Raw genomic sequence first — 19,774 nt, forward strand, 5'->3', positions numbered from 1 at the left:
CTGCCAGGAGGGTGAAGATGATGGCTGCTGTAGGCCGGACCGGAACGCAGTGGAGTTCCGGCAGGATGAAGTGCATTTGGTGGGACTTGTGCTGCTGCCGTAGCTGCGTCCCGTTGGTCCTTGATACGGCCTACCCGGCTGCGTTGATTTGTTCCGTTGAGCCTTCGCTCGCTTTGCTCGAACATTCTGCCAGGAGGGTGAAGATGATGGCTGTCGTAGGCCGGACCGGAACGCAGTGGAGTTCCGGCAGGGTGAGGTTTCCTTTGGTGGGATTCGTGCTGTGCCGTAGCTGCGTCCCGCTGGTCCTTGATACGGCCTACTTGGCTGGGTTGGTTTGTTCCGTTGGGCCTTCGCTCGCTTTGCTCGAACATTCTGGCTGGATGGTGAAGGTGATGGCTGCTGTAGGCCGGACCGGAACGCAGTGGAGTTCCGGCAGGATGAGGTTGCCATTGGTGGGGCTCGTGCTGTTGCCGTAGCTGCGTCCCGTTGGTCCTTGATACGGCCTACTTGGCTGCGTTGGTTTGTTGCCGTTGGACCTTCGCTCGCTTAGCTCGAACCTTCTGGCGGGAGGGTGAAGATGGTGGTGGGGGATCGCGATCGTTTGCTTTCCGCTTCGATTCCTTGGTTCCGATCAAGCGGCTCGTAGGAGCACGCGGTTGCGGGGGACTTTTTCGAGCGACTCGCCGCCGTACCGGGCGAGTGTTCCGTTGGCGACTTCGTAGCCGTGACGAAACAAAAGACTGAACTCTTGATGATTCAAACGGCGAAGCGTCGTTTCTATGCGTGAGACTCGATCGACCTCGTCGTCCGTCAGTGAGGGTTGTTCGGTCCAATGTGATTCGCGAATGCCGGATCCGTTTGCGTTGTCTTCGCCGGTGCCATGAACACGCAGGGTGGAGCGTTTGCTCTTCAAACCGAGACGCAAGTACGCACCGCTACCAGGATTTTTTTTGAAGTGGTCGATCAACATCCTCGCGCGTAGGCTGCGGACTTGATCGGTTGCCACGTCAACCAAACGCATGGAAGCTTTCAGGTATCCAGGACGCCATTTCGATCGACGCGATTCGCTGCCCAGTGGTCGCGATGCGTCGCAGACGATCAAGAAGTCGGTGCCGTCGACCAATCCGATGCCGGGTTTGAACAGGGCTTCCACGCCGAGGTTGTCGTACACGCCGCCATCCCAAAGGTGCAACCGTTTGTACTTGGCAGGGATGGAGTGCCACTGGTCGCCTCGCATCTCTTTCCAGCGATGGTGTTTGGCTTTGACAATCAACGGGCCAATCAAACCAGGCACGGCGGCCGAAGCGGCGAGTGCGTGTGAAAGGCGAAGTTTGGGATCGACGATGTATTTGGTTTGGTAGTCGCCCATCAAGTCACGTTGGAACCGCCAGTTCTTGCCCGTTTGATAGCAAGTCGCGTTGATCAGCCATCGAGGCGATTCGGGCAGGTCGGCAAGGTCACCGTTGATTTTCCAGCGACGTTCGAGTTCGTCACCTAACACCGCGGCGCGGCCGCTGAGGATTTGCCAAGGGAACATCAGCGATTTGATCACGTAGGATCGCTGCAGGTTCTGAGTGGTCAACAGATGCAGGATTTTCGGGACCACCTCGTGCAGGTATTCCGAACTGCTGGGCCAGCGATTGTTGGTTGCGGAAAACACCAGTCCCGCGGCGAGGCTGCCGCCGGAAACGCTGGAGATCATGTGGACGTTTCCGAGCAAGTCTTCTCGTGCGAGTCGCGCCAGGACACCCAGGTGAAACACGGTGGCGCGAACGCCACCTCCCGAGAAAGCCAGGGCGATTTTCATCTTGGTTTGCGAGTGGATATCCGGAAACACGGGCGAGAAGAACACGCTGAGGTTACCGGCGATGACAGTTTCATCGCCACGGCAATCCTGCCGGATTTTGCGGGCGTTCCAGGGGCTTGGGGGCGGGGTGCGCACAAAAAAAGGGCATCCATTGGTGAATGGATGCCCTTGGTTGGTCTCTTCACTGGCTGAAAGTCGATGCCACTTTTAGAGGCCCAGTGACTCGAGGGTGGGGGCCAAGGCGTCGGCCCAGATCTCGTAGCCCTTTTCGGACAGGTGCAGGTAATCTGGCATGATCGCGGGATCGATCGTGCCGTCTTCGTTCAGGAAGTGATCGCCCAAGTCGACGTAAACGATGTTCTCGCCATCGGCCATTTTTGCGATGCGGTCGTTGACGGCGATGTTGTTCAGTCGCATCAAGTCCATCTTGGTTTTGCCTCGCGGCATGATGGCTTGCAGCACAATCTTGGTGTTAGGCAACTTCTCTCGCAGGATCGAGAGGATCTCTTCGACACCCTCCGCGATCTGCGTTGGATCCTGCATGAAGTGACCGGTGTTGTTGGTGCCGATCATCAGCACGGCGACTTCGGGTTGGATCTTGCCGAGGTTCCCGTGGGTCAGACGCCAAATAATGTGCTCGGTGCGATCGCCACCGATGCCCAAGTTGATGGTGTCGTACTCGGCGTAGTTTTCCTCCCAAACCTTTTTGCCTCGGCCTTCCCAACCTTGGGTGATCGAATCACCGATGAAGGCCAGTTTGGGTTTGGCGGTCTTCGCCAGTTTGGACATCGCCATGTTGCGTTTTTGCCAGCCTGGTTCGTCTCCTCGCGTGGCGGGAATGGTGGCGGTGTTGACGTCATACAAATCACGTAGGTCGATGTAGCGTTTCTTCAGACCCGCCAAGATTTCAGCGTACTCGGGATCATCGTGGACCGATTTCATCTCCGTAGGATCCGTTTCCAGATCGAACAGGTTCCACTCGCGGCTACGTGGGAAGAACATCAGCTTGTAACGTTCGGTTCGCACGCCGTCGTGAACGGGGACCATGTGAACGGCTGCGTTCTCGTAGTAGGCGTAGTACACCGCGTCACGCCAAGTCGACGAAGCTCGGCAGCCGTCTTTCATCATCGAGACCATGCTGCGCCCTTGAATGGCCTCAGGGATTTCTGCCCCGGCGGCTTCCAGGAACGTGGGGGCGTAGTCGATGTTTTGGATCGGCGCGGTGCTTTCGGTGCCAGGTTCGATCACACCGGGCCAGCGAATCAGGAATGGCATGCGAAGCGATTCTTCAAACATCCATCGTTTGTCGTACCAGCCGTGTTCGCCGAGGTAGAAACCTTGGTCGCTGCTGTAGATCACGATGGTGTTTTCGGCGAGGCCTGATTCATCGAGGTAAGCGAGCAGTTCGCCCACGCTGTCATCGACCGCTTGAACCGTGCCGAGATAATCCTTGATGTAGCGTTGGTATTTCCATTTGGTGATGTCTTTGCTGGACAGTTTGCCAGCCTTCATGTCGGCGATGAACTTTTGGTTTTCGGGTTCGTAAGCGGCGTCCCACGCAGCTTTTTGTTCTTCGTTCATGCGGCGATATTCGCCGTTGCCCAGACGCGGCAAGAATTGTTCGGGGAACAAGCTCTCGCCGTGGAACTTCATGTCGTGGCCCCAGTAAAAATGGTTCTCCAGCGACATTTCGCTTTCGTGAAGCAACTTCGAACGGCCCGAGTAATCATCGAACAAGGTTTCTGGTTCGGGGACATCCACGCCTTTGTAAAGATCGAAGTGACGCGGTGGAGGCGACCAGTTTCGGTGAGGAGCTTTGTGTTGGCACATCAGCACGAACGGTTGGTCTTCGTCGCGTTCGTTCTGCAACCAGTTCAATGTGTTCTCGGTGATGATGTCCGTGACGTAACCGGTGTACCGCTTGCGTGATCCATCCATTTGGATGAAGTCGGGGTTGTAGTAGTTGCCTTGTCCGGGAAGGATTTCCCAGTGATTGAAACCCACCGGGTCGGTGCCCAGGTGCCACTTGCCGATCAGTGCGGTTTGGTAGCCAACGTCTTGCAGCAACTTCGGGAAGGTGACTTGGGATCCATCAAAGCGATTGCCGTTGCGTAGGAAACCGTTGATGTGGCTGTGCTTGCCCGTCAGGATGCAGGCTCGTGAAGGACCACAGATTGAGTTGGCACAGAACGAATTGTGAAAGACAGCACCTTCGTTGGCGATGCGATCCAGGTTGGGAGTCTTGTTGATCTTCGATCCGTAGGCGCCAATGGCTTGCAACGCATGGTCATCGGAGAACACAAAGACGATGTTGGGCCGTTTGGCTTTGGCCGGTTCGTCAGCGGAAGCTGCTTGAGGCAAGAGATTGCCGAGCACCGCGAGTGCAATCGACAACGCGACAAGGCGTTTCGTCATACGAGATGCTTGGCGAGAAACCGGAAGATGATTCATGGTGTTGCCGGAGTCAGTGGTGGGAAGGTCGGTAGGAAGTGGCTAGTTTAAACCGAACGCTGGCTCTGTTGTGGCACCGCCCGGTGTTTCTCGTTCGTCAATTCATTGAATGAACCACAACGGAACTGACACTCACACCGGAACCATATGAAGTGAAAATTTGGATCGATGCCGACGCCGCTCCTCGGGACGTCAAGGAGGTCGTGTTTCGTGCCGCAAAACGTTTGGACGTGGTAACGATTTTGGTCGCCAATGCACCTGTCGGAGTGCCGGCCAACGCGACGACGGTTCGATCCGTGGTCGTTCGTGAGGGTGCCGATCAAGCGGACCGGTATATCGTCAGCAACGGCGAACCGGGCGATCTGGCGGTGACGGCTGACTTGCCATTGGCGGGATTGTTGGTGGACAAAGGTTTGTTTGTGATCGATCCGCGGGGGGAAGAGTATTCGCCAGCGACCATCGCCAGCCGCCTGTCGATGCGAAATTTCATGGACGACCTGCGGGGTGCCGGTGTCGAGACGGGCGGCAGTGCGCCTTACGGTCCCAAGGACAAAAAGGCGTTCGCGTCGACGTTTGATCGTTTGTTGACAAAGGCCATCCGGATGGCGGAGACCTCCTCGGAGTAGCGGTTCGCGTTGAAACGCAGCAGCGACTATCCTGCGACGGTCTATTCTGCCCTCGACCGTTGGAATTTTGGCGTTTCCTCATCCCGGTTGTTGGTGGATTGAATTGCAAGGCGATCTTTGTCCGCAAGCCACAATCGAGTGAGTTCATTGAGATCTACCAATTGTTTGTGTCGGCTGATGCTGACCGTTTCGATGGCGTGTCTGGCCATCGTTGCCCACGGCCAAGATGTTCGCGGAGTCGCCCCTGTCGTGGGACTTCGCACCAATTCGCCGATCGACGTGTTGTTGACCGGTGCCATATTGGTGACCAATCCGGACTACTACTTGAAGGATTTGGGGGCGGACGAGTCGGCCAAGGATTCCGATGAAAACGTTGCGACGGGCGATGTGCTGATTCGGTCCGGTCGCATCGTCGCGGTCAGCGATTCCATTGAACCGCCGCCGGGTTGTCGAGTGGTGGATTGTTCGGGCAAGACGATCTACGCCGGATGGATCAATGCTTGGCAAGAAGTGTCAGGTGATTCGCTGACTTCCGGCGATGACTATTGGAACGCGAATATCGTCGCCAACCGCGAAGTGGGGGAATTGTCGAGCGTTCCGAACGCTGGCAAGCTTCGAAGTCAAGGATTCACCACGACGGTGCTGGCCCCGAAAGGACGCATCATCGGTGGACAGCCTTCGGTTTGGTCGCTGAATGAATCCAAAGACGAAGCCGATAACGCTCACGCCGGCCCGCAACGCATCGCAGATTTGAAATGGATGACGGCGGCGTTGTCAGTGCCACTCGGCAACGATTCGGGTGAACGCTATCCCAATTCACCCATGGGCGCGGTGGCGTTGCTTCGTCAGTCGCTTTACGACGCACAGTGGTACCGCGACGCATCGGCGGCCCATGATGCGAACCCGTCGCTGCCTCAACCCGATCACAGCGAGACATTGCAAACGTTGCATCAAGCTTTGGTTGGATCGACGTTTGTGTTTGATTGTCCCAACGAACGCATGGCATTGCGAGCTCAGAACATCGCGAATGAATTTTCGATGCGGTCAATCATTCGAGGATCGGGACGAGAGTACCGAGAATCGGAAGCGATTGCGGCACTGGACCGAGTGATGCTGTTGCCGTTGGATTTCCCAGAGGCTTCTGATGTGTCGACGCCGGAGTCGGCGCGAGAAGTGGATTTGGTCAGCCTGATGGATTGGAAGTTTGCTCCCACCAACCCGGCCGAGATGATCCGGCAGGGAGCAACGGTTTGCTTGACGACGGATCGCTTGGACGACCCCGGCAAGTTCCTGGCTCGTTTACGAACCGCTGTGGAACGCGGTTTGTCACGCCGCGATGCGATTGCGTCGCTGACCACCACGCCGGCTGGTTTGCTGGGTTTGGATCGAACCCATGGCCGCATCGCCGGGGGAATGGCAGCGAACTTGATCATCGCCGATGGCGATCTGTTCGACAAAGAGACAAAGGTTTGGAAGGTGCTGGTTGACGGGCAGGAGTTCGTAGTCAATGAGGAGCTGGAAACCAAAGTTGCGTCGTTGGTCGGTTCGTGGAAACTCCGCATGCCTGCGGATTCCGCTACGCAAGTTGAGTTGGCGATCTCGCAAAAGGATGGTCGCTTGTCGGCGGAGTTGATTGGCAGGACGCCAGAGGAAACGAGCGAAGAGATTTCAACCGACGAAAGCGAATCGGATGATTCAAAAGAAGGCGAATCAGAAACGGATGCTTCGAATGACGAAGACGCCGATGAAGGAGACACCGATAAGAAAGATGACGAACCCACGGAAAAGACCAGCAAGCAAAAGCTGAAGAAGATCGTTCAGCGATTGGATCAATTCGCTGGGCAAATCACTTGCGATGATTCCGATGACGATCTGTGCCAGGCCTTGGGGCTTCCAGAAGGCACGCATCGCGTTGTTATCCGATCGGGTGCCAAGACGTTGGCGGATGTCTCGAATGCTGAGCCGCTGTCGATCGAGTTCTATCCGATTGGACAATCTTCACGCCGATTCCAAACCAGTTGGATGGAGCCCGAACCTGAAGCAGATGACGATTCGGAGGATGAGGAGTCAGCGGATGAGGAGGCATCCAATGATGACATGGACGAAAGTGAAGACACTGACGATGCTGGAGCTGATGACAAGAAGCCGGAGGGTGAGCTTGCTTTGGTCGACTCCGCGAAAGAAACGAGTGAAGAAGAGTCATCAATCGATGAGTTGCAGATCGTTCGCCCGCTGGGGGCTTATGGCCGGTCCGAACCGGTTGCGCGGCCGACAAAGGTTCTGTTTCAAGGAGCCTTGGTTTGGACATGCGAAGATCGTGATGACTTGCAGGTTCCTGAGACACCGATGGACGTTTTGGTCGAAGACGGCCGGATCGTCGCGGTTGAAGAGCACATCACGGTTCCAACCGGCGATGACTGCACGATCATCGATGCATCAGGCAAACACATCACTCCCGGTTTGATTGATTGCCACTCGCACGCGGCGACGGACGGCGGCATCAACGAATCAGGGCAAGTCGTCACGGCGGAGGTGCGGATCGGTGATTTCATCGATCACACTGACATCACGATTTATCGACAACTCGCCGGTGGCGTCACGACTGCCAATGTCTTGCACGGATCGGCAAACCCGATTGGTGGCCAGAATCAAGTGGTGAAGTTCCGGTGGGGCGACTCGATGGATGACTTCCGTTTCAAGGATGCTCCCCTGGGGATCAAGTTCGCTCTAGGCGAAAACGTCAAACGTTCAACATCCAGGTATCCCAACACTCGAATGGGCGTTGAACAGTTGCTTCGTGATCAATTGCTCGCCGCACGCGAATATGCCAGTGCACATCGACGTTGGAATTCTGGCGAGCGAAACACGTTGCCACCGCGAGTCGATTTGCAATTGCAAACTTTGGTTGAGATTCAAGACGGCAAGCGTTGGATTCACTGTCACAGCTATCGGCAAGACGAGATCATGGCGACGCTGGATGTCTTGGACGAGTTCGGTATTCGGATTGGAACGCTGCAGCATATTTTGGAAGGTTACAAGGTTGCTGATCGAATGGCCGAGCACGGTGCGATGGCATCATCGTTTGCTGATTGGTGGGCGTATAAGTTCGAGGTCTATGACGCGATTCCGTACAACGGCGTGCTGATGCACAACAAAGGCATCGTGGTTTCTTACAACAGCGATGATGCGGAGATGGGGCGGCACTTGAACACCGAGGCTGGTAAAGCGGTCAAGTACGGTGGTGTTCCACCGACCGAAGCGTTGAAGTTTGTAACACTCAATCCAGCGAAACAGCTTCGGATCGAAGATCGCGTTGGGTCGATCGAAGTTGGCAAGGATGCGGACTTGGTCGTTTGGAGCGGTCCGCCGATGTCCACGACGAGTCGTTGTGAGCAGACCTGGATCGATGGTCGCCCCATGTTCCGTTTGGAAGATGATGCCGAGATGCAAGCTCGTGATGAAGCATGGCGAAACGAGCTGATTCAGGAGTTGCTTGATGGCAAGCCAAAATCCGATTCGGATGATTCTTCAGAAGACGACGAAGAGAAGTCGCTCTCGAATCGTCGCATGATGGAACTTGCCGAAGAAGACCGCTGGTTGCGATACGACGAGTTCTGCAATTCACGCGGTGCCCAACAGAGAGCCCAGCAAAACGCGATGTCACAAGGAACGGAGGAAGTCCAATGAGCGATTCAGAAAATCTGTCGTCCGCCGTTTTGGCATTCATTGTTGGGGCGTGCATGGTGTTCTCACCGGCAACGGCTCATGACATCGTTCCTGGTGCACCACAAAGCAAACCGATCGTGATTCGGAATGCGACGCTGCATTTGGGCAATGGTACGACCATTGAAAATGGATCGATACTGTTCGAAGACGGGTTGATCAGCGAAGTGGGAGCCTCGGTTCGATTGCCGGAATCGGCACAGGTGATCGAGGGAGCGGGCAAGCACGTTTATCCAGGCTTGATCGATGCGTACACCGACTTGGGACTTCGCGAAATCACGGCGGTCGATGTGACGATCGACAACGTTGAGCGAGGCGAATTGAACCCCAATGTTCGATCTTGGGTCGCCTTCAATCCAGACAGCGAATTGATTCCCGTTGGTCGGTCAGGCGGCGTGATGTTGGCTCACGTCGTTCCGGGTGGCCGATTGCTGCAAGGACAATCAGGGGTGATGCAACTCGACGGTTGGTCTTACCAAGACATGTTGTTGGAAGGTCCGGTCGGGTTGTGCGTGAACTGGGAATCCGTGGTGCCTCGCGGTGGCGACTCCAAGGAGAAAGCCGAACGATACGACGAGCAGATTCAAGAGCTGGATGATTTGTTCGAACGCGCCCGTCGGTATGGCGAATCGATCGCAGCGGAAGAAAGCGTCGCGACGGACGTTCGGTTAGAAAGTCTGCTTCCGGTGATCAACGGAGAACGTCCCGTGTTTGTGGAAGCGGATCGGTTGGGTGCGATTGAATCCGCCATCGCGTTTTTCACTTCACGACAAATTCCGATGGTGATTTGCGGAGGTGCCGATGCGATGCATTGTGTCGAGCATTTGACGGCTCATGACATCCCCGTGATTTTGGTCGCGACGTATCGATTGCCGCGGCGTCGGTCCGACCCGGTTAATGCGTTGTATTCGTTGCCATCGAAGCTTCGCGAAGCGGGAGTCCGGTTTGCGATCGCAGGCGAAGGTTCGGGGTATCCGGGGGGTGCGTCAAACATTCGGAATCTTCCGTATCACGCTGGTGTCGCGGTGGCTCACGGTTTGCCTCGCGAAGAAGCGGTGCGTGCGATCACTCAATCAGCGGCCGAAATCTTGGGCGTCGCCGACCGAGTCGGTACGTTGACGGCGAAGCGACATGCAACGTTGATCGTCGTCGATGGCGATGTGCTGGAGTCCGACACGCGTGTGATCGATGCTTACGTCCAAGGTCGCAAGGTTGACTTGGGAAACAAGCACAAACAGTTGTACCGCAAATACGAACAGTTGCCCTGATTCGGTCAGCGGTGGGTTGAAATTGTCGAAGGGCAAAGGATCGTTCCGGCGGCCCTTTGAGACCGGCGTGTTGATATACTGGCCCGCTGCGCAAGCGAGGAACGCGAATGCATGGTGTGCTTGCGACTGTGGCCGATCAGGTCTCGCGACGAGATGTCTACACGTGGAACGGAATGGTGACCGGATGAAAAAATTGTCTTTGGCTGGAATCGCCTTCCTATTGCTGGCGTGCAACAACTCGTGGGCACAGACTCCAACTTTTTCGGAAACCGATTGGCCATGGTGGCGTGGTGCCGGTCGTCAAGGACATGCGGTCGGTGAGCAGACTCCTCCGACCCAGTGGAGTGATTCCGCCGACGCGAAACAGAACATTGTTTGGAAAGTCCCGCTCGCCGATCGAGGGCACGGTTCTCCAATTCTGCTGGGCGATCGGGTTTATTTGCAAGTTGCCGACAAGGCTCGTGACTCGCAGTTCTTGGTTTGTTTGGATCGTGATTCCGGAGAATTGGTTTGGGAGGCGGTGGTTCACAAAGGTGATTTTGATGCCATCGACAAACGTGAACCCAACACCAAAGCCTCTTGGGCTTCCTGCACGCCGGCGACGGATGGCGAACGAGTGTTTGTCAATTTTTACTTCGACAAAGCCGTGTACACATCGGCGGTCAGTTTGGACGGTGAGCTGTTGTGGCAGCAAAGACTGTGTCGCTATCAGATTCACCAAGGGTACGGTTCATCCCCGACAATCCACGAAAATTTGGTCATCGCGTCGGCCGATAACAAGGCAGGCGGTCAAGTTGTCGGGATGGACCGAGTCACCGGCGAGGTTGTTTGGCGACACCAACGACCCGAGAAACCGAACTATGCGTCGCCTGTTGTCCTGTCGATTGCTGGAAAGGATCAATTGATCCTGACCGGATGCGATATGGTCACCAGTTTGGATCCGATGACCGGCAAGGTGAACTGGGAAATCGAAGGAGCGACGACCGAGTGTGTGACCACAACCGTGACAGACGGCAAGCACGTGTTTTCGTCGGGCGGTTACCCGGACAATCACATTTCCGCGGTTGTGGCGGATGGGTCGGGCGAGGTCGCATGGGAAGTCGGCACACGAGTCTACGTGCCTTCCATGTTGGAAAAGGACGGCCACTTGTTCATGACGCTGGATGCGGGCGTCGCCATGTGCGTTGATTGCAAAACCGGTGACACAAAGTGGAAAGCTCGCTTGGGTGGCGATTTCACTTCGTCGCCTGTACTGGTCAACGACCGGATTTATGCGGTCAACGAGGAAGGCAAGTGTTACATCTTCCGGGCCGACCCCGAACAATTCGAATCAATTGGTGAGAACCAACTGGGGGACTCTGTGATGTCGACGCCCACCATCAGCGGCGGACGAATCTATTTGCGAGTCGGCGTGCAAGAAGGCGGCAAACGCCAAGAGTACTTGTACTGCATTGGCGAGTGAATCATCCGTCATCCGGTTGTTTGGCAACCAGATGGCTAGGCTGCACCAAACGCCTATTCGGCGCTCGGTTGATATTGAGCCGGCAATTCATGGTCGTCTTGCGGGAGGAAACGCAGGACCGATCGCGGTGGATCTGAGATGCTGTCTGGTTGCTGGTGCATCACCCATGTGACCCCATTGGGGCCTTGAACCGTGTCACCATCTTCGAACGGTTCGTCGCTTTCGACCATGTGGCAAGTGATCAGGCGAAGCATTTCGTCGATGTCGTTGAAGTCATAGGCTTCCGCGAAAAACAACGCTTCGACGTCGGGCAGGTCCAGTTGGCCGTTGCCGACGGTGTCCATTGCGGCGAATCCATCGTCAAGACTGTAAAGCCGAACGTTGGCCCAAAGATCCAGCGGCGGGAAATCGTTGTCTTCCGATTCCTGGATGACTTGATTCATTCCTTCCAAGTTGCGGATCGTTTCGCCGGCGGGATTGAAGTACGCGATTGCTTGTGGCAATTCGGTCAGCGCCGCGGCGACTTCGGTGATCAGCGCGAGCTCATCGAACGGTTCGTATTCTTCCGGAACCAGTGGGGCATCGTTTTCGTCGGTTTTCAGAATGTAGCTGCTGCGGATTCGCAAGAAAGCGGTGTGCTGAGGGACTTCTTCTTTTCCCTCGTCCCATACCCACAGTTGTTCGAGCGAGCGTTGAAGCGAACCCGGAAAAGTCAACGGTCCGAATGAACCGTTGGACCAAGCTTGCCGAACCGCCGAATCGGCGTCATCGATCTGCATGTCGTCTGGCCAAGGTTTGTCGACCAAATCGATCGCCAAGTGGCCGGGTGTTTCTTCGTCCATATCCATGATCAGCGACGGACCGGCAATCGCCCAATCCGCCGTAGCGGGCAGGGGATCAGACGGTTCGTATTCATCGATCGCAGCGGCAATTTTGCGCATCGACACGCGTTCGCGCAGTAGGACAACGACGCACTGGGTGTAGAAGCCTTGGGGCATCCGAAAGAACCTTCGTAGGAGCAAAATCCGTTTGGCAACACAAGAAGTGCGGTGAGAACAGATCACCGCGGAGAAGTTCTTGTGTTGAGCGCGTTTCCAACGCGCCAGCGATGGACCAACCGAACAGTTTAGACCGCCGGTTGAACGCTCGAAAGCCGGGGCGCAGCTTGACACCGGAACGAACAAACACTTCGATTATTGACCTTGGGATCAGAATCACGGGGGATTGGCGATCTTCCGTTCACTCCAAGAAACGCGTGGGAACGCCCATCTCGACGCCGAGCGGAGTGGATCGTAAGGTGTTGGTCCGCTCATCCGACGTCTCGCCTCACTCTTGCCCCCCAGAATGCCTTGATCACGCCTCCGCACCAGCGACGTTCGGCGGCGATGGCATTCATCCTGTTGACGTTGTTGATCGACATCTTGGCGATCGGAATCATCATTCCGGTGCTTCCCGAGTTGATCAAAGAGTTCGTCGGCGGCGACACCTCACGTGCCAGTTGGTACGTCGGTGTGATTGGCGCGACCTATTCGCTGATGCAATTCTTCTTTGCCCCGGTTCTGGGAGCCCTCTCAGACCGATTTGGGCGCCGCCCGGTGATTCTGGCGTCGTTGTTTGGACTGGGCGTCGACTTCATCGTCACCGGTTTGGCACCGACGGTCGGATGGTTGTTTGTTGGACGGATTGTGGCCGGCGTGATGGGGGCCAGTTTCTCAACCGCGAATGCGTACATCGCTGACGTTTCGACACAAGAAACCCGAGCCCGCAACTTCGGCTTGGTCGGAATGATGTTTGGATTGGGATTCATCATCGGACCCGCGCTTGGTGGAGTGCTCGGCGGCATTCACATCCGGTTGCCATTCTTCGTCGCGGCTGGATTGTCTTTGGTCAATTGGTTGTACGGTTTCTTTGTGCTGCCCGAATCGTTGCCGCCGGAAAAGCGAGGATCGATTTCGTTGGCTGCGATGAATCCCCTGGGCACGATCGCGAGACTTCGCAACTATCCGATGATTGCCGGCTTAGCGGTCGCCTTCATGTTTTCATCGCTAGCCCAACGTGGATTAGAAAACGTTTGGGTGCTGTCGATGGGATATCGATTTGGTTGGAACGAGGTTACCAATGGGCTGACGCTGGCGCTCGTCGGTTTGATGGCTGCGATTGTTCAAGGCGGCATGGTTCGACCGACAATCAAACGCTTGGGCGAGCGACGCACCGCGGTGCTGGGAACCTGCGTTTCGTGTCTCGCATTTCTTGGTTACGGGTTGGCGTCTCAGGGTTGGATGATTCCCTGCATTGTCGTGTTCGGGTCGTTGGCCGGTTTGGCGGGACCGGCGATTCAAAGTTTGGTCGCCGGGCGGGTCAGTCCCGAAGAACAGGGCAAGGTACAGGGCGCACTGACATCATTGATCAGCCTCACAAACATTCCTGCACCGTTGTTGTTCACCAGCGGACTGCTGGGCTATTTCACTTCTGACCGGGCTCCGTTTGAATTCCCCGGGGCTCCGTTCGTGTTTGGTTCATTGTTGCTGGCCATCGCGGTGATCGTTCTGGCTCGCGTGTTCATCAAATTTCCCGCCAGCGGTGATCCTGTGGGTGACCCGAACGCGATCGTGCCCGCGGATCAGCCGCCGACGGAATTGGACAGTGGCGATGAGAACGATGCGGAGCCAACCCAATCACCGGCACTGGGGTCGACTTGATGCGCGTGGTTGTCACCGGTTGCAGCGGATTCCTTGGCGGTGAAATCGTTCGCCAATTGCTGCAACGTGATTGTGAAGTCGTCGGGCTGTCGCGTCGCGAAACGGCTGATTTGGTTCGAGCCGGAATGACGCATCATCGAGGTGACTTGCTCGACACCGAGTATCTTGCACGTGTGATCGCGGGAGCCGACGTCGTGATCCACACCGCGGCCGTCGCCGGGGTTTGGGGAAGTTGGCAACATTACTTTGACAACAATGTTGTTGCATCGCGAAACGTGTTGCAGGCTTGCCAAGAACTTGGCGTCTCGCAATTGATTTACACGAGCAGCCCCAGCGTCACGTTTGATGGCAACGATCAACGCGATGTCGATGAAGCAGAACCGTATCCTGAAACGTGGATGTGCCACTACCCGCACACCAAGTCGATCGCGGAACGCGAAATTTTGGCGGCGGATCAGCCGGGCGGAATGCGAACGGTTTCTCTGCGTCCGCATTTGATTTGGGGGCCGGATGACCCGCACTTGATTCCTCGTGTGTTGCAGCGTGCACGCAGTGGACGGTTGAGAATTATCGGCGACGGCAGCAATGTGATCGACACCGTTCATGTCATCAACGCAGCCGCCGCTCACTTGGACGCGATGGATGCAATGCAAACGCGTCCTGATGAGGCGGCGGGACGAGCGTACTTCATCACACAAGACGAACCGGTGAATTGTTGGGACTGGATCGGTAAACTTTGTCGTGTTCACGGAGTCGATCCGCCTACCAAGTCCATCTCGTTCGCGGCCGCGTACCGGATCGGTGCAGTGTTGGAAACGGTGTACCGTTTGACCGGACGCACCAGCGAACCGCCGATGACTCGCTTTGTTGCATCGCAGCTCGCCAAAGATCACTCGTTTGATATCACGGCCGCGAAAGAGCGGCTGGGATACCGGCCCCGCATCGACATGGATGCGGGGTTGCAGACGTTGACGGATGATCCCGCCGTTACCAACGACCGGTCCACTGATCGGTGACAACGATTCGTTTGGCTTCGTCGCTGATCCCGTACGTCAAGTTCGGTTGGTTGAGTTCCAGGAACACCGTGTACTTTTGGTGCACCGCGTCGCTGAAAACAACCGGAGCGTGAGTCAGGCGTAGGAAGTGAACCGGGGTGCCGTTCCAACGTTTGGTGAACACGCCGGCCTCCAGCGATGGTTCGCGAACCAAGCCATAGTGCGACTGAATCGTCGTCATCAATCGCGATGGGTCGCCGGTAAAACCGTGCAATGAGATTCGCTGGACCGAACCGGATCGATCGAAGTAGTACGTCAACGTGCCGGCCAAATCAGTGGCTTGTGTGCCGGTGACGATGGGCACGCGCAAGCCTTCGAGTTGCAGGTCCGCTAGGACGGTTGAAACGCGAGAGAATCGATTGAGGATCGCATGCGTGGTCAAATCGAAACGCAGAACTTCACGCAAGTCAGCAACGTTGTTGCCGGCGAGGGCGGGTGCCACGTCGTCGGAGGGAATCGCACCGAGCTTCTTTGCGATTTCCGGCTCGTAGCGATAGCGTTTGGACGCTACACCACGAAGCGTTTCGACTTGATGGTGTGAGTGAACCGGGTATCGATCCGAATCGGGCGAATTCGTGACGCCGCCAATCGGAGCTTCTCCGGATCCCCAGCCGGTCGCGGTGATGCCTTCTCCGCGAAAAACGTTGGTCACCGAACCGGCGGCATTCCGCCCCCAATCAGTCTCTGACGCGACGTAGGGTCCTCCCGCGGCGACGGCGAGCACCGTGATTTTGCCCAGGCGAGTGACGAGCATGACAAAAGAACCTGCGAACGAGTTGGGAGGAGATGGCGTGTCGTGAAGAGAACACCCTTCGTCGGTATCGGTTCTCTTGCCAGCAAAGTCGCCCCGTTTTCAATGACCCGGCAGAACCGTGAAGAACGAGCCAGCCGGTGTGTTCGTCACGTCGCGAACAAGCAATGCATTCGGTTTCGCATTTACTCTGACGATCAGTGGGACTTTGTTCATTCAGTCACGCGACAATCTTCCTCGTGATCGCAATCCGGAGTGGTCGGCGGATGCTGATCGGATATCTTGTCGGCATCATGCCTTTCAACGACGAAATCGAATCGCCGAACGACGACCTGAGCGACTCGCTGGATGATGAGTTCGATGTGGACTCTTCGGAAATCGAGGATGTCGTTCCGGAGGATGCGTCCTTGCCAGCCGATGCGTTGTCAGGGCGGCGAATGTTGATTGTTGGGCGACTGGGTGGCATGAATCGCCGCGAAGCCACCAACCTGTTGAGATCGTACGGGGCCGTCGTCGTTGAAAGTGAGGCTTCATCGGTCGATTGCATCGTGATCGGTGCCGAAGAATCACCCTTGGCGGAAGCGGAGTTGATTGAAAAGGCGACCGAGCGCCGCGGAGATGACTCGGATGTGCAGATATTGCATGAGACCGATTTGTGGCAACAGCTCGGGTTGGTCGATGCGGAACAATCGATTCGAAAATTGCACACGCCTGCGATGCTGGCTCATCTGTTGGGCGTTTCCGTGCGTGTCATTCGACGTTGGCATCGTCGAGGATTGATTCGGCCGGTTCGGACGCTGCACAAGTTGCCTTACTTTGATTTTCAAGAAGTCGCAACGGCCAGACGTTTGGCGGCTTGGGTGGCATCCGGTGCCAGCCCTGAGGCCATCGAACGACGGATCATGCAGTGGGTCGAAGTGGTTCCGAACTTGCGTCGTCCGTTGGACCAATTGTCAATTTTGGTCGAAGGCAAGCACGTTCTGTTGCGTCAAGGCGAAGGACTGATCGAACCCGGCGGTCAATTGAGGTTTGACTTCGACGCAATGGAAGACTCCGAATCGTCGATTGAATCAGATTCGTCAGACACGCCTATTCTGCAGTTCTCGCGGCCGAGTGATCCGTTCGAGAACGAATTTGGCATGTCGGCATCGAGTTCATTTGCCAGCTCAACCTCGTCGTTGCAAAATGTGGGAATTGGTGCGACCGATCACGGATCGATGCAGTTTCCTCCCGCGGACGAGTTGCCTGAGGAAGAAGACGATTTGCTCTTATCGGCGTATCAGGCTGAAGATTCCGGCGAGCTGGAAACAGCGATCGACTGCTACCACGCCGTGTTGGCTCGTGATGGAGCCCGGTCGGATATCCATTTTCAGATTGGTGAGTTGCTTTACCGAATCGGCGAAACGATCGCCGCGAGGGAACGGTACTACGCCGCACTCGAGGTCGACCCGGATTTCGTGGAGGCTCGTTCGAGTCTGGCGGGCGTGTTGGCGGAAACGGGTCAACCCGAATTGGCAGTCGCGGCCTATCGAGGTGCCTTGGCGTTGCACGACGATTATCCGGATGTGCATTACAACTTGGCCCGGATTCTCGAAGACCTGCATCGCAGCGTCGAAGCGGAACATCATTGGCGGCGGTTTCTGCAGCTTTCCCCGGGAAGCCCGTGGGCGGACGAGGCGCACGCGCGATTGGAAGAATTGCGTCAATCGGAACAGTCCGATTTCTAAACGGGTGGCGAGGCCGATGTCGCGGGCGTTTCCGGCCGCAGAAAGCTGGTCCGAAGACAGGTGAATCCGTGGTCCGACGGATTAGAATGGAGACGCTTCTCGTTCTTCATCTTCGCCAACCCTCGGATTTCCCGAATGGCTGACCGCTTTTTCAGTCGCCTTCTTGTCGCCAGTTTCGCTGCCCTTTGTCTGTTCGCGAATTTAGGCGTGCACGGCATTGTCGCCCAAGAGACGGCTGCCGATTCAGAAGAATCGACCCCGTTGCCACCCGATCCGGCAGTGGAACAGTTGATTTTGAAAGCCAGCGGCGGCCCCGAAGCACTCGGACGCAGTTTGAACTCGTTGGCACGAGTGCGCGCATGGTCGGCGATCAACGAATTGTTGCAGCCTCTCGCCAGCAATGCACCGGCGGCGGATCGCGCGGCTCGGATCGCATCCGAAATCAGCACCGATCAGCGGATTCGTATTTCGTCAGCGGAGGATGTGTCAGCAGAGGCCAAGAAGGCACTCGATGGATTCTTCGACGCACGAGCGACGACGCTTCGCGACCCGAGTCGTTTGCAAGCTGCGATCAAGCAATTGACCTCAACCAACGATGACGAAAAGCTGGGTGCCTATCGAACACTTTTTCGTGGTGGCGAATACGCCTCGGCAGCATTGATTGGCGACATCGTTCGAACTGGTGACCTGAACCAACGCCGTGAGGATTTGCGAGTCCTTCTGAAGATTGATCGAAGTGCCGGCATCGCTGGGCTTCGTCGTGTGGCTTTGTACGGGAACGAATCTGCAAGATCGAAGGCGATCGACGCCCTGGCGATGTTGGGTTTGGATGAAGTGCAAGTCGACTTGTTGATGCGTCGTTTGGAAGCGAGATCCGATGCGGCGTCGCGATTGCCCGCGTTGAAGATCATGCGGTTGTCCTTGCAAGACGCGATGGACGAAGCAGTCGCGAGCCAACATGATTTTGGTGATGTTTCAGTTTGGGCCATCAATCCAAAACGTGACGGAGTGGTGCCGACGCAAGCTGCGACCTGGGTGGTTGCCTTTCGGAACGCAGCGGATGCGGCTTCGCGATTGAGTCGAGTCGGTGACAACGATCCCGCCAGCATGGTTCAACAGTTGACCGCGCAGTTGGCCTACCGTGTCGCGAACGATCCCGATTGGGGCGACGCAAAAAATCGCGATGAGTTCATCAAAACCTTCTTCGGTGACGCATCGTCAGAAGACGTGCTGGCGGCTTGGGCGTTGCCCGTTTTGGAAAACAGCGTCGCGTCAGAGAACGATCCGGCCGCGATTGGTGTGTTGCGATTGATCGATGGTGAACTCGGTCGCGGTTTGTCGGCTTCGCTGTTGCGACAAGGTGCCGATGCGAGCGTGTTGGTGGAGACGGTTGACCATCCCAATGCAACGGTTCGCTATGAAGCAGCGGCCACGATTGCTCGCTTGATGGCAGCCGATCCTCAGCTCACTTTCGCGGGCAGTTCACGTGTTCGTGACCGTTGGCAGCAAATGGCAACTCTGGGGTCCAAAGGCGTTGCGATCATCTTGGAGAATCGACCGGAGATCATCTCGGCTTGGCAACGAATCATGGCCGGAGCGGGGTTTGAACCACGAATCGCTAATTCGGTCGCGGCTCTCGAACGAAGACTTTCTCGCGGTGATGACGTGCGATTGATCGTTTCGAAGGAACAACCCCGTGATGCTTCCGCGATTGAGATGATCGATGTGGTCCGGCGAATGCGAGTGGGCCGCGACGTTCCTCTACTGATTTATTCGCCCGCACCGATGACTGAAACACCTGAACAGATTGAAGAAGAGATCGACCAACGTACCGAGTCACAGAAAGAGTTTGATGCCAATCTGCCCGATCAATTTGGTGTTCGCGGCGGGATCGATTCTTTGGATATTGCCATCGAACGCGGGCTTATCCACGGTGCGGTGGATCGAGATTGGACCAAACGCCGAGGGTTGGATCTGCAGTTGATTGGTCAGACGCGTTGGGGCGATGAGTCTCTGCGAGCCGGTTTGATTCGTTCGATGCCGCGACCGCGATCGGCAGCGGGGCTGTACGAAATCCTGCTGGATAGTCGACGGCGCGCCCATTTGCCGACGTTGTCGCCGAGCGATCGGATGCGTTACCGCATGATCGCTTTGGACGCGATCGCAATGACCACCGAAGAGTAATGACTTCGTACGCCTAGCGGC

General features: G+C 56.3%; 12 protein-coding genes. 8 read left to right on the top strand and 4 right to left on the bottom strand.

What is annotated here, in order from left to right; genetic code table 11:
• Nucleotides 1-631 precede the first annotated feature (631 nt).
• Both RB_RS01965 and RB_RS01970 read right to left on the bottom strand, forming a co-directional pair.
• Nucleotides 632-1,807, bottom strand: a complete 1,176-nt coding sequence (locus RB_RS01965; RefSeq protein WP_164921367.1) for a patatin-like phospholipase family protein — start codon at nucleotides 1,805-1,807, stop codon at nucleotides 632-634.
• Between the two features lie 207 nt (nucleotides 1,808-2,014).
• Nucleotides 2,015-4,222, bottom strand: a complete 2,208-nt coding sequence (locus RB_RS01970; protein ID WP_164921368.1) for a sulfatase/phosphatase domain-containing protein — start codon at nucleotides 4,220-4,222, stop codon at nucleotides 2,015-2,017.
• A gap of 188 nt (nucleotides 4,223-4,410) precedes the next feature.
• Between RB_RS01970 and RB_RS01975 the strand changes: the two genes are divergently transcribed.
• The 4 genes from RB_RS01975 to RB_RS01990 all read left to right on the top strand — a co-directional run bounded on the left by RB_RS01975 (nucleotide 4,411) and on the right by RB_RS01990 (nucleotide 11,337).
• Nucleotides 4,411-4,884, top strand: coding sequence for a YaiI/YqxD family protein (locus RB_RS01975; RefSeq protein WP_011118164.1), 474 nt, complete (start codon nucleotides 4,411-4,413; stop codon nucleotides 4,882-4,884).
• Nucleotides 4,885-5,076: 192 nt separating this feature from the next.
• Nucleotides 5,077-8,571 (top strand): amidohydrolase family protein, encoded by a 3,495-nt coding sequence (locus tag RB_RS01980; RefSeq protein ID WP_164921369.1) that lies wholly within the window; start codon nucleotides 5,077-5,079, stop codon nucleotides 8,569-8,571.
• Nucleotides 8,568-9,875 carry an amidohydrolase gene (locus RB_RS01985; protein ID WP_011118166.1) on the top strand — a complete coding sequence of 436 codons (1,308 nt, stop codon included), beginning with the start codon at nucleotides 8,568-8,570 and terminating at the stop codon, nucleotides 9,873-9,875. Before RB_RS01980 ends, RB_RS01985 begins: the two co-directional genes overlap by 4 nt.
• Before the next feature lie 163 nt (nucleotides 9,876-10,038).
• The gene (locus RB_RS01990) at nucleotides 10,039-11,337 is read left to right on the top strand and encodes an outer membrane protein assembly factor BamB family protein (protein ID WP_164921370.1); all 1,299 of its coding nucleotides are present in this window, start codon (nucleotides 10,039-10,041) and stop codon (nucleotides 11,335-11,337) included.
• Nucleotides 11,338-11,390: 53 nt separating this feature from the next.
• On the opposite strand, the gene RB_RS01995 is transcribed toward RB_RS01990, so the two are convergent.
• Nucleotides 11,391-12,335: a DUF4261 domain-containing protein gene (locus RB_RS01995; RefSeq protein ID WP_231846124.1), complete on the bottom strand. Its 945-nt coding sequence runs from the start codon at nucleotides 12,333-12,335 to the stop codon at nucleotides 11,391-11,393.
• A gap of 387 nt (nucleotides 12,336-12,722) precedes the next feature.
• Here RB_RS01995 and RB_RS02000 point away from each other — a divergent pair, with 387 nt between their 5' ends.
• Nucleotides 12,723-14,036: a TCR/Tet family MFS transporter gene (locus tag RB_RS02000; RefSeq protein WP_231846125.1), complete on the top strand. Its 1,314-nt coding sequence runs from the start codon at nucleotides 12,723-12,725 to the stop codon at nucleotides 14,034-14,036.
• Nucleotides 14,036-15,052 carry an NAD-dependent epimerase/dehydratase family protein gene (locus RB_RS02005; protein WP_007331126.1) on the top strand — a complete coding sequence of 339 codons (1,017 nt, stop codon included), beginning with the start codon at nucleotides 14,036-14,038 and terminating at the stop codon, nucleotides 15,050-15,052. The genes RB_RS02000 and RB_RS02005 overlap by 1 nt, the downstream gene beginning before the upstream one ends.
• On the opposite strand, the gene RB_RS02010 is transcribed toward RB_RS02005, so the two are convergent.
• The gene (locus RB_RS02010) at nucleotides 15,024-15,845 is read right to left on the bottom strand and encodes a DUF6690 family protein (protein ID WP_011118171.1); all 822 of its coding nucleotides are present in this window, start codon (nucleotides 15,843-15,845) and stop codon (nucleotides 15,024-15,026) included. The two genes, RB_RS02005 and RB_RS02010, sit on opposite strands and share 29 nt — an antisense overlap.
• A gap of 263 nt (nucleotides 15,846-16,108) precedes the next feature.
• On the opposite strand from RB_RS02010, the gene RB_RS02015 reads away from it, so the two are divergent.
• Both RB_RS02015 and RB_RS02020 read left to right on the top strand, forming a co-directional pair.
• The gene (locus RB_RS02015; RefSeq protein ID WP_164922668.1) at nucleotides 16,109-17,569 is read left to right on the top strand and encodes a MerR family transcriptional regulator; all 1,461 of its coding nucleotides are present in this window, start codon (nucleotides 16,109-16,111) and stop codon (nucleotides 17,567-17,569) included.
• A gap of 135 nt (nucleotides 17,570-17,704) precedes the next feature.
• Nucleotides 17,705-19,753 carry a hypothetical protein gene (locus RB_RS02020; protein ID WP_231846126.1) on the top strand — a complete coding sequence of 683 codons (2,049 nt, stop codon included), beginning with the start codon at nucleotides 17,705-17,707 and terminating at the stop codon, nucleotides 19,751-19,753.
• Nucleotides 19,754-19,774: the final 21 nt, after the last annotated feature.

Source organism: Rhodopirellula baltica SH 1 (genome assembly GCF_000196115.1).
Lineage (GTDB): Bacteria > Planctomycetota > Planctomycetia > Pirellulales > Pirellulaceae > Rhodopirellula > Rhodopirellula baltica.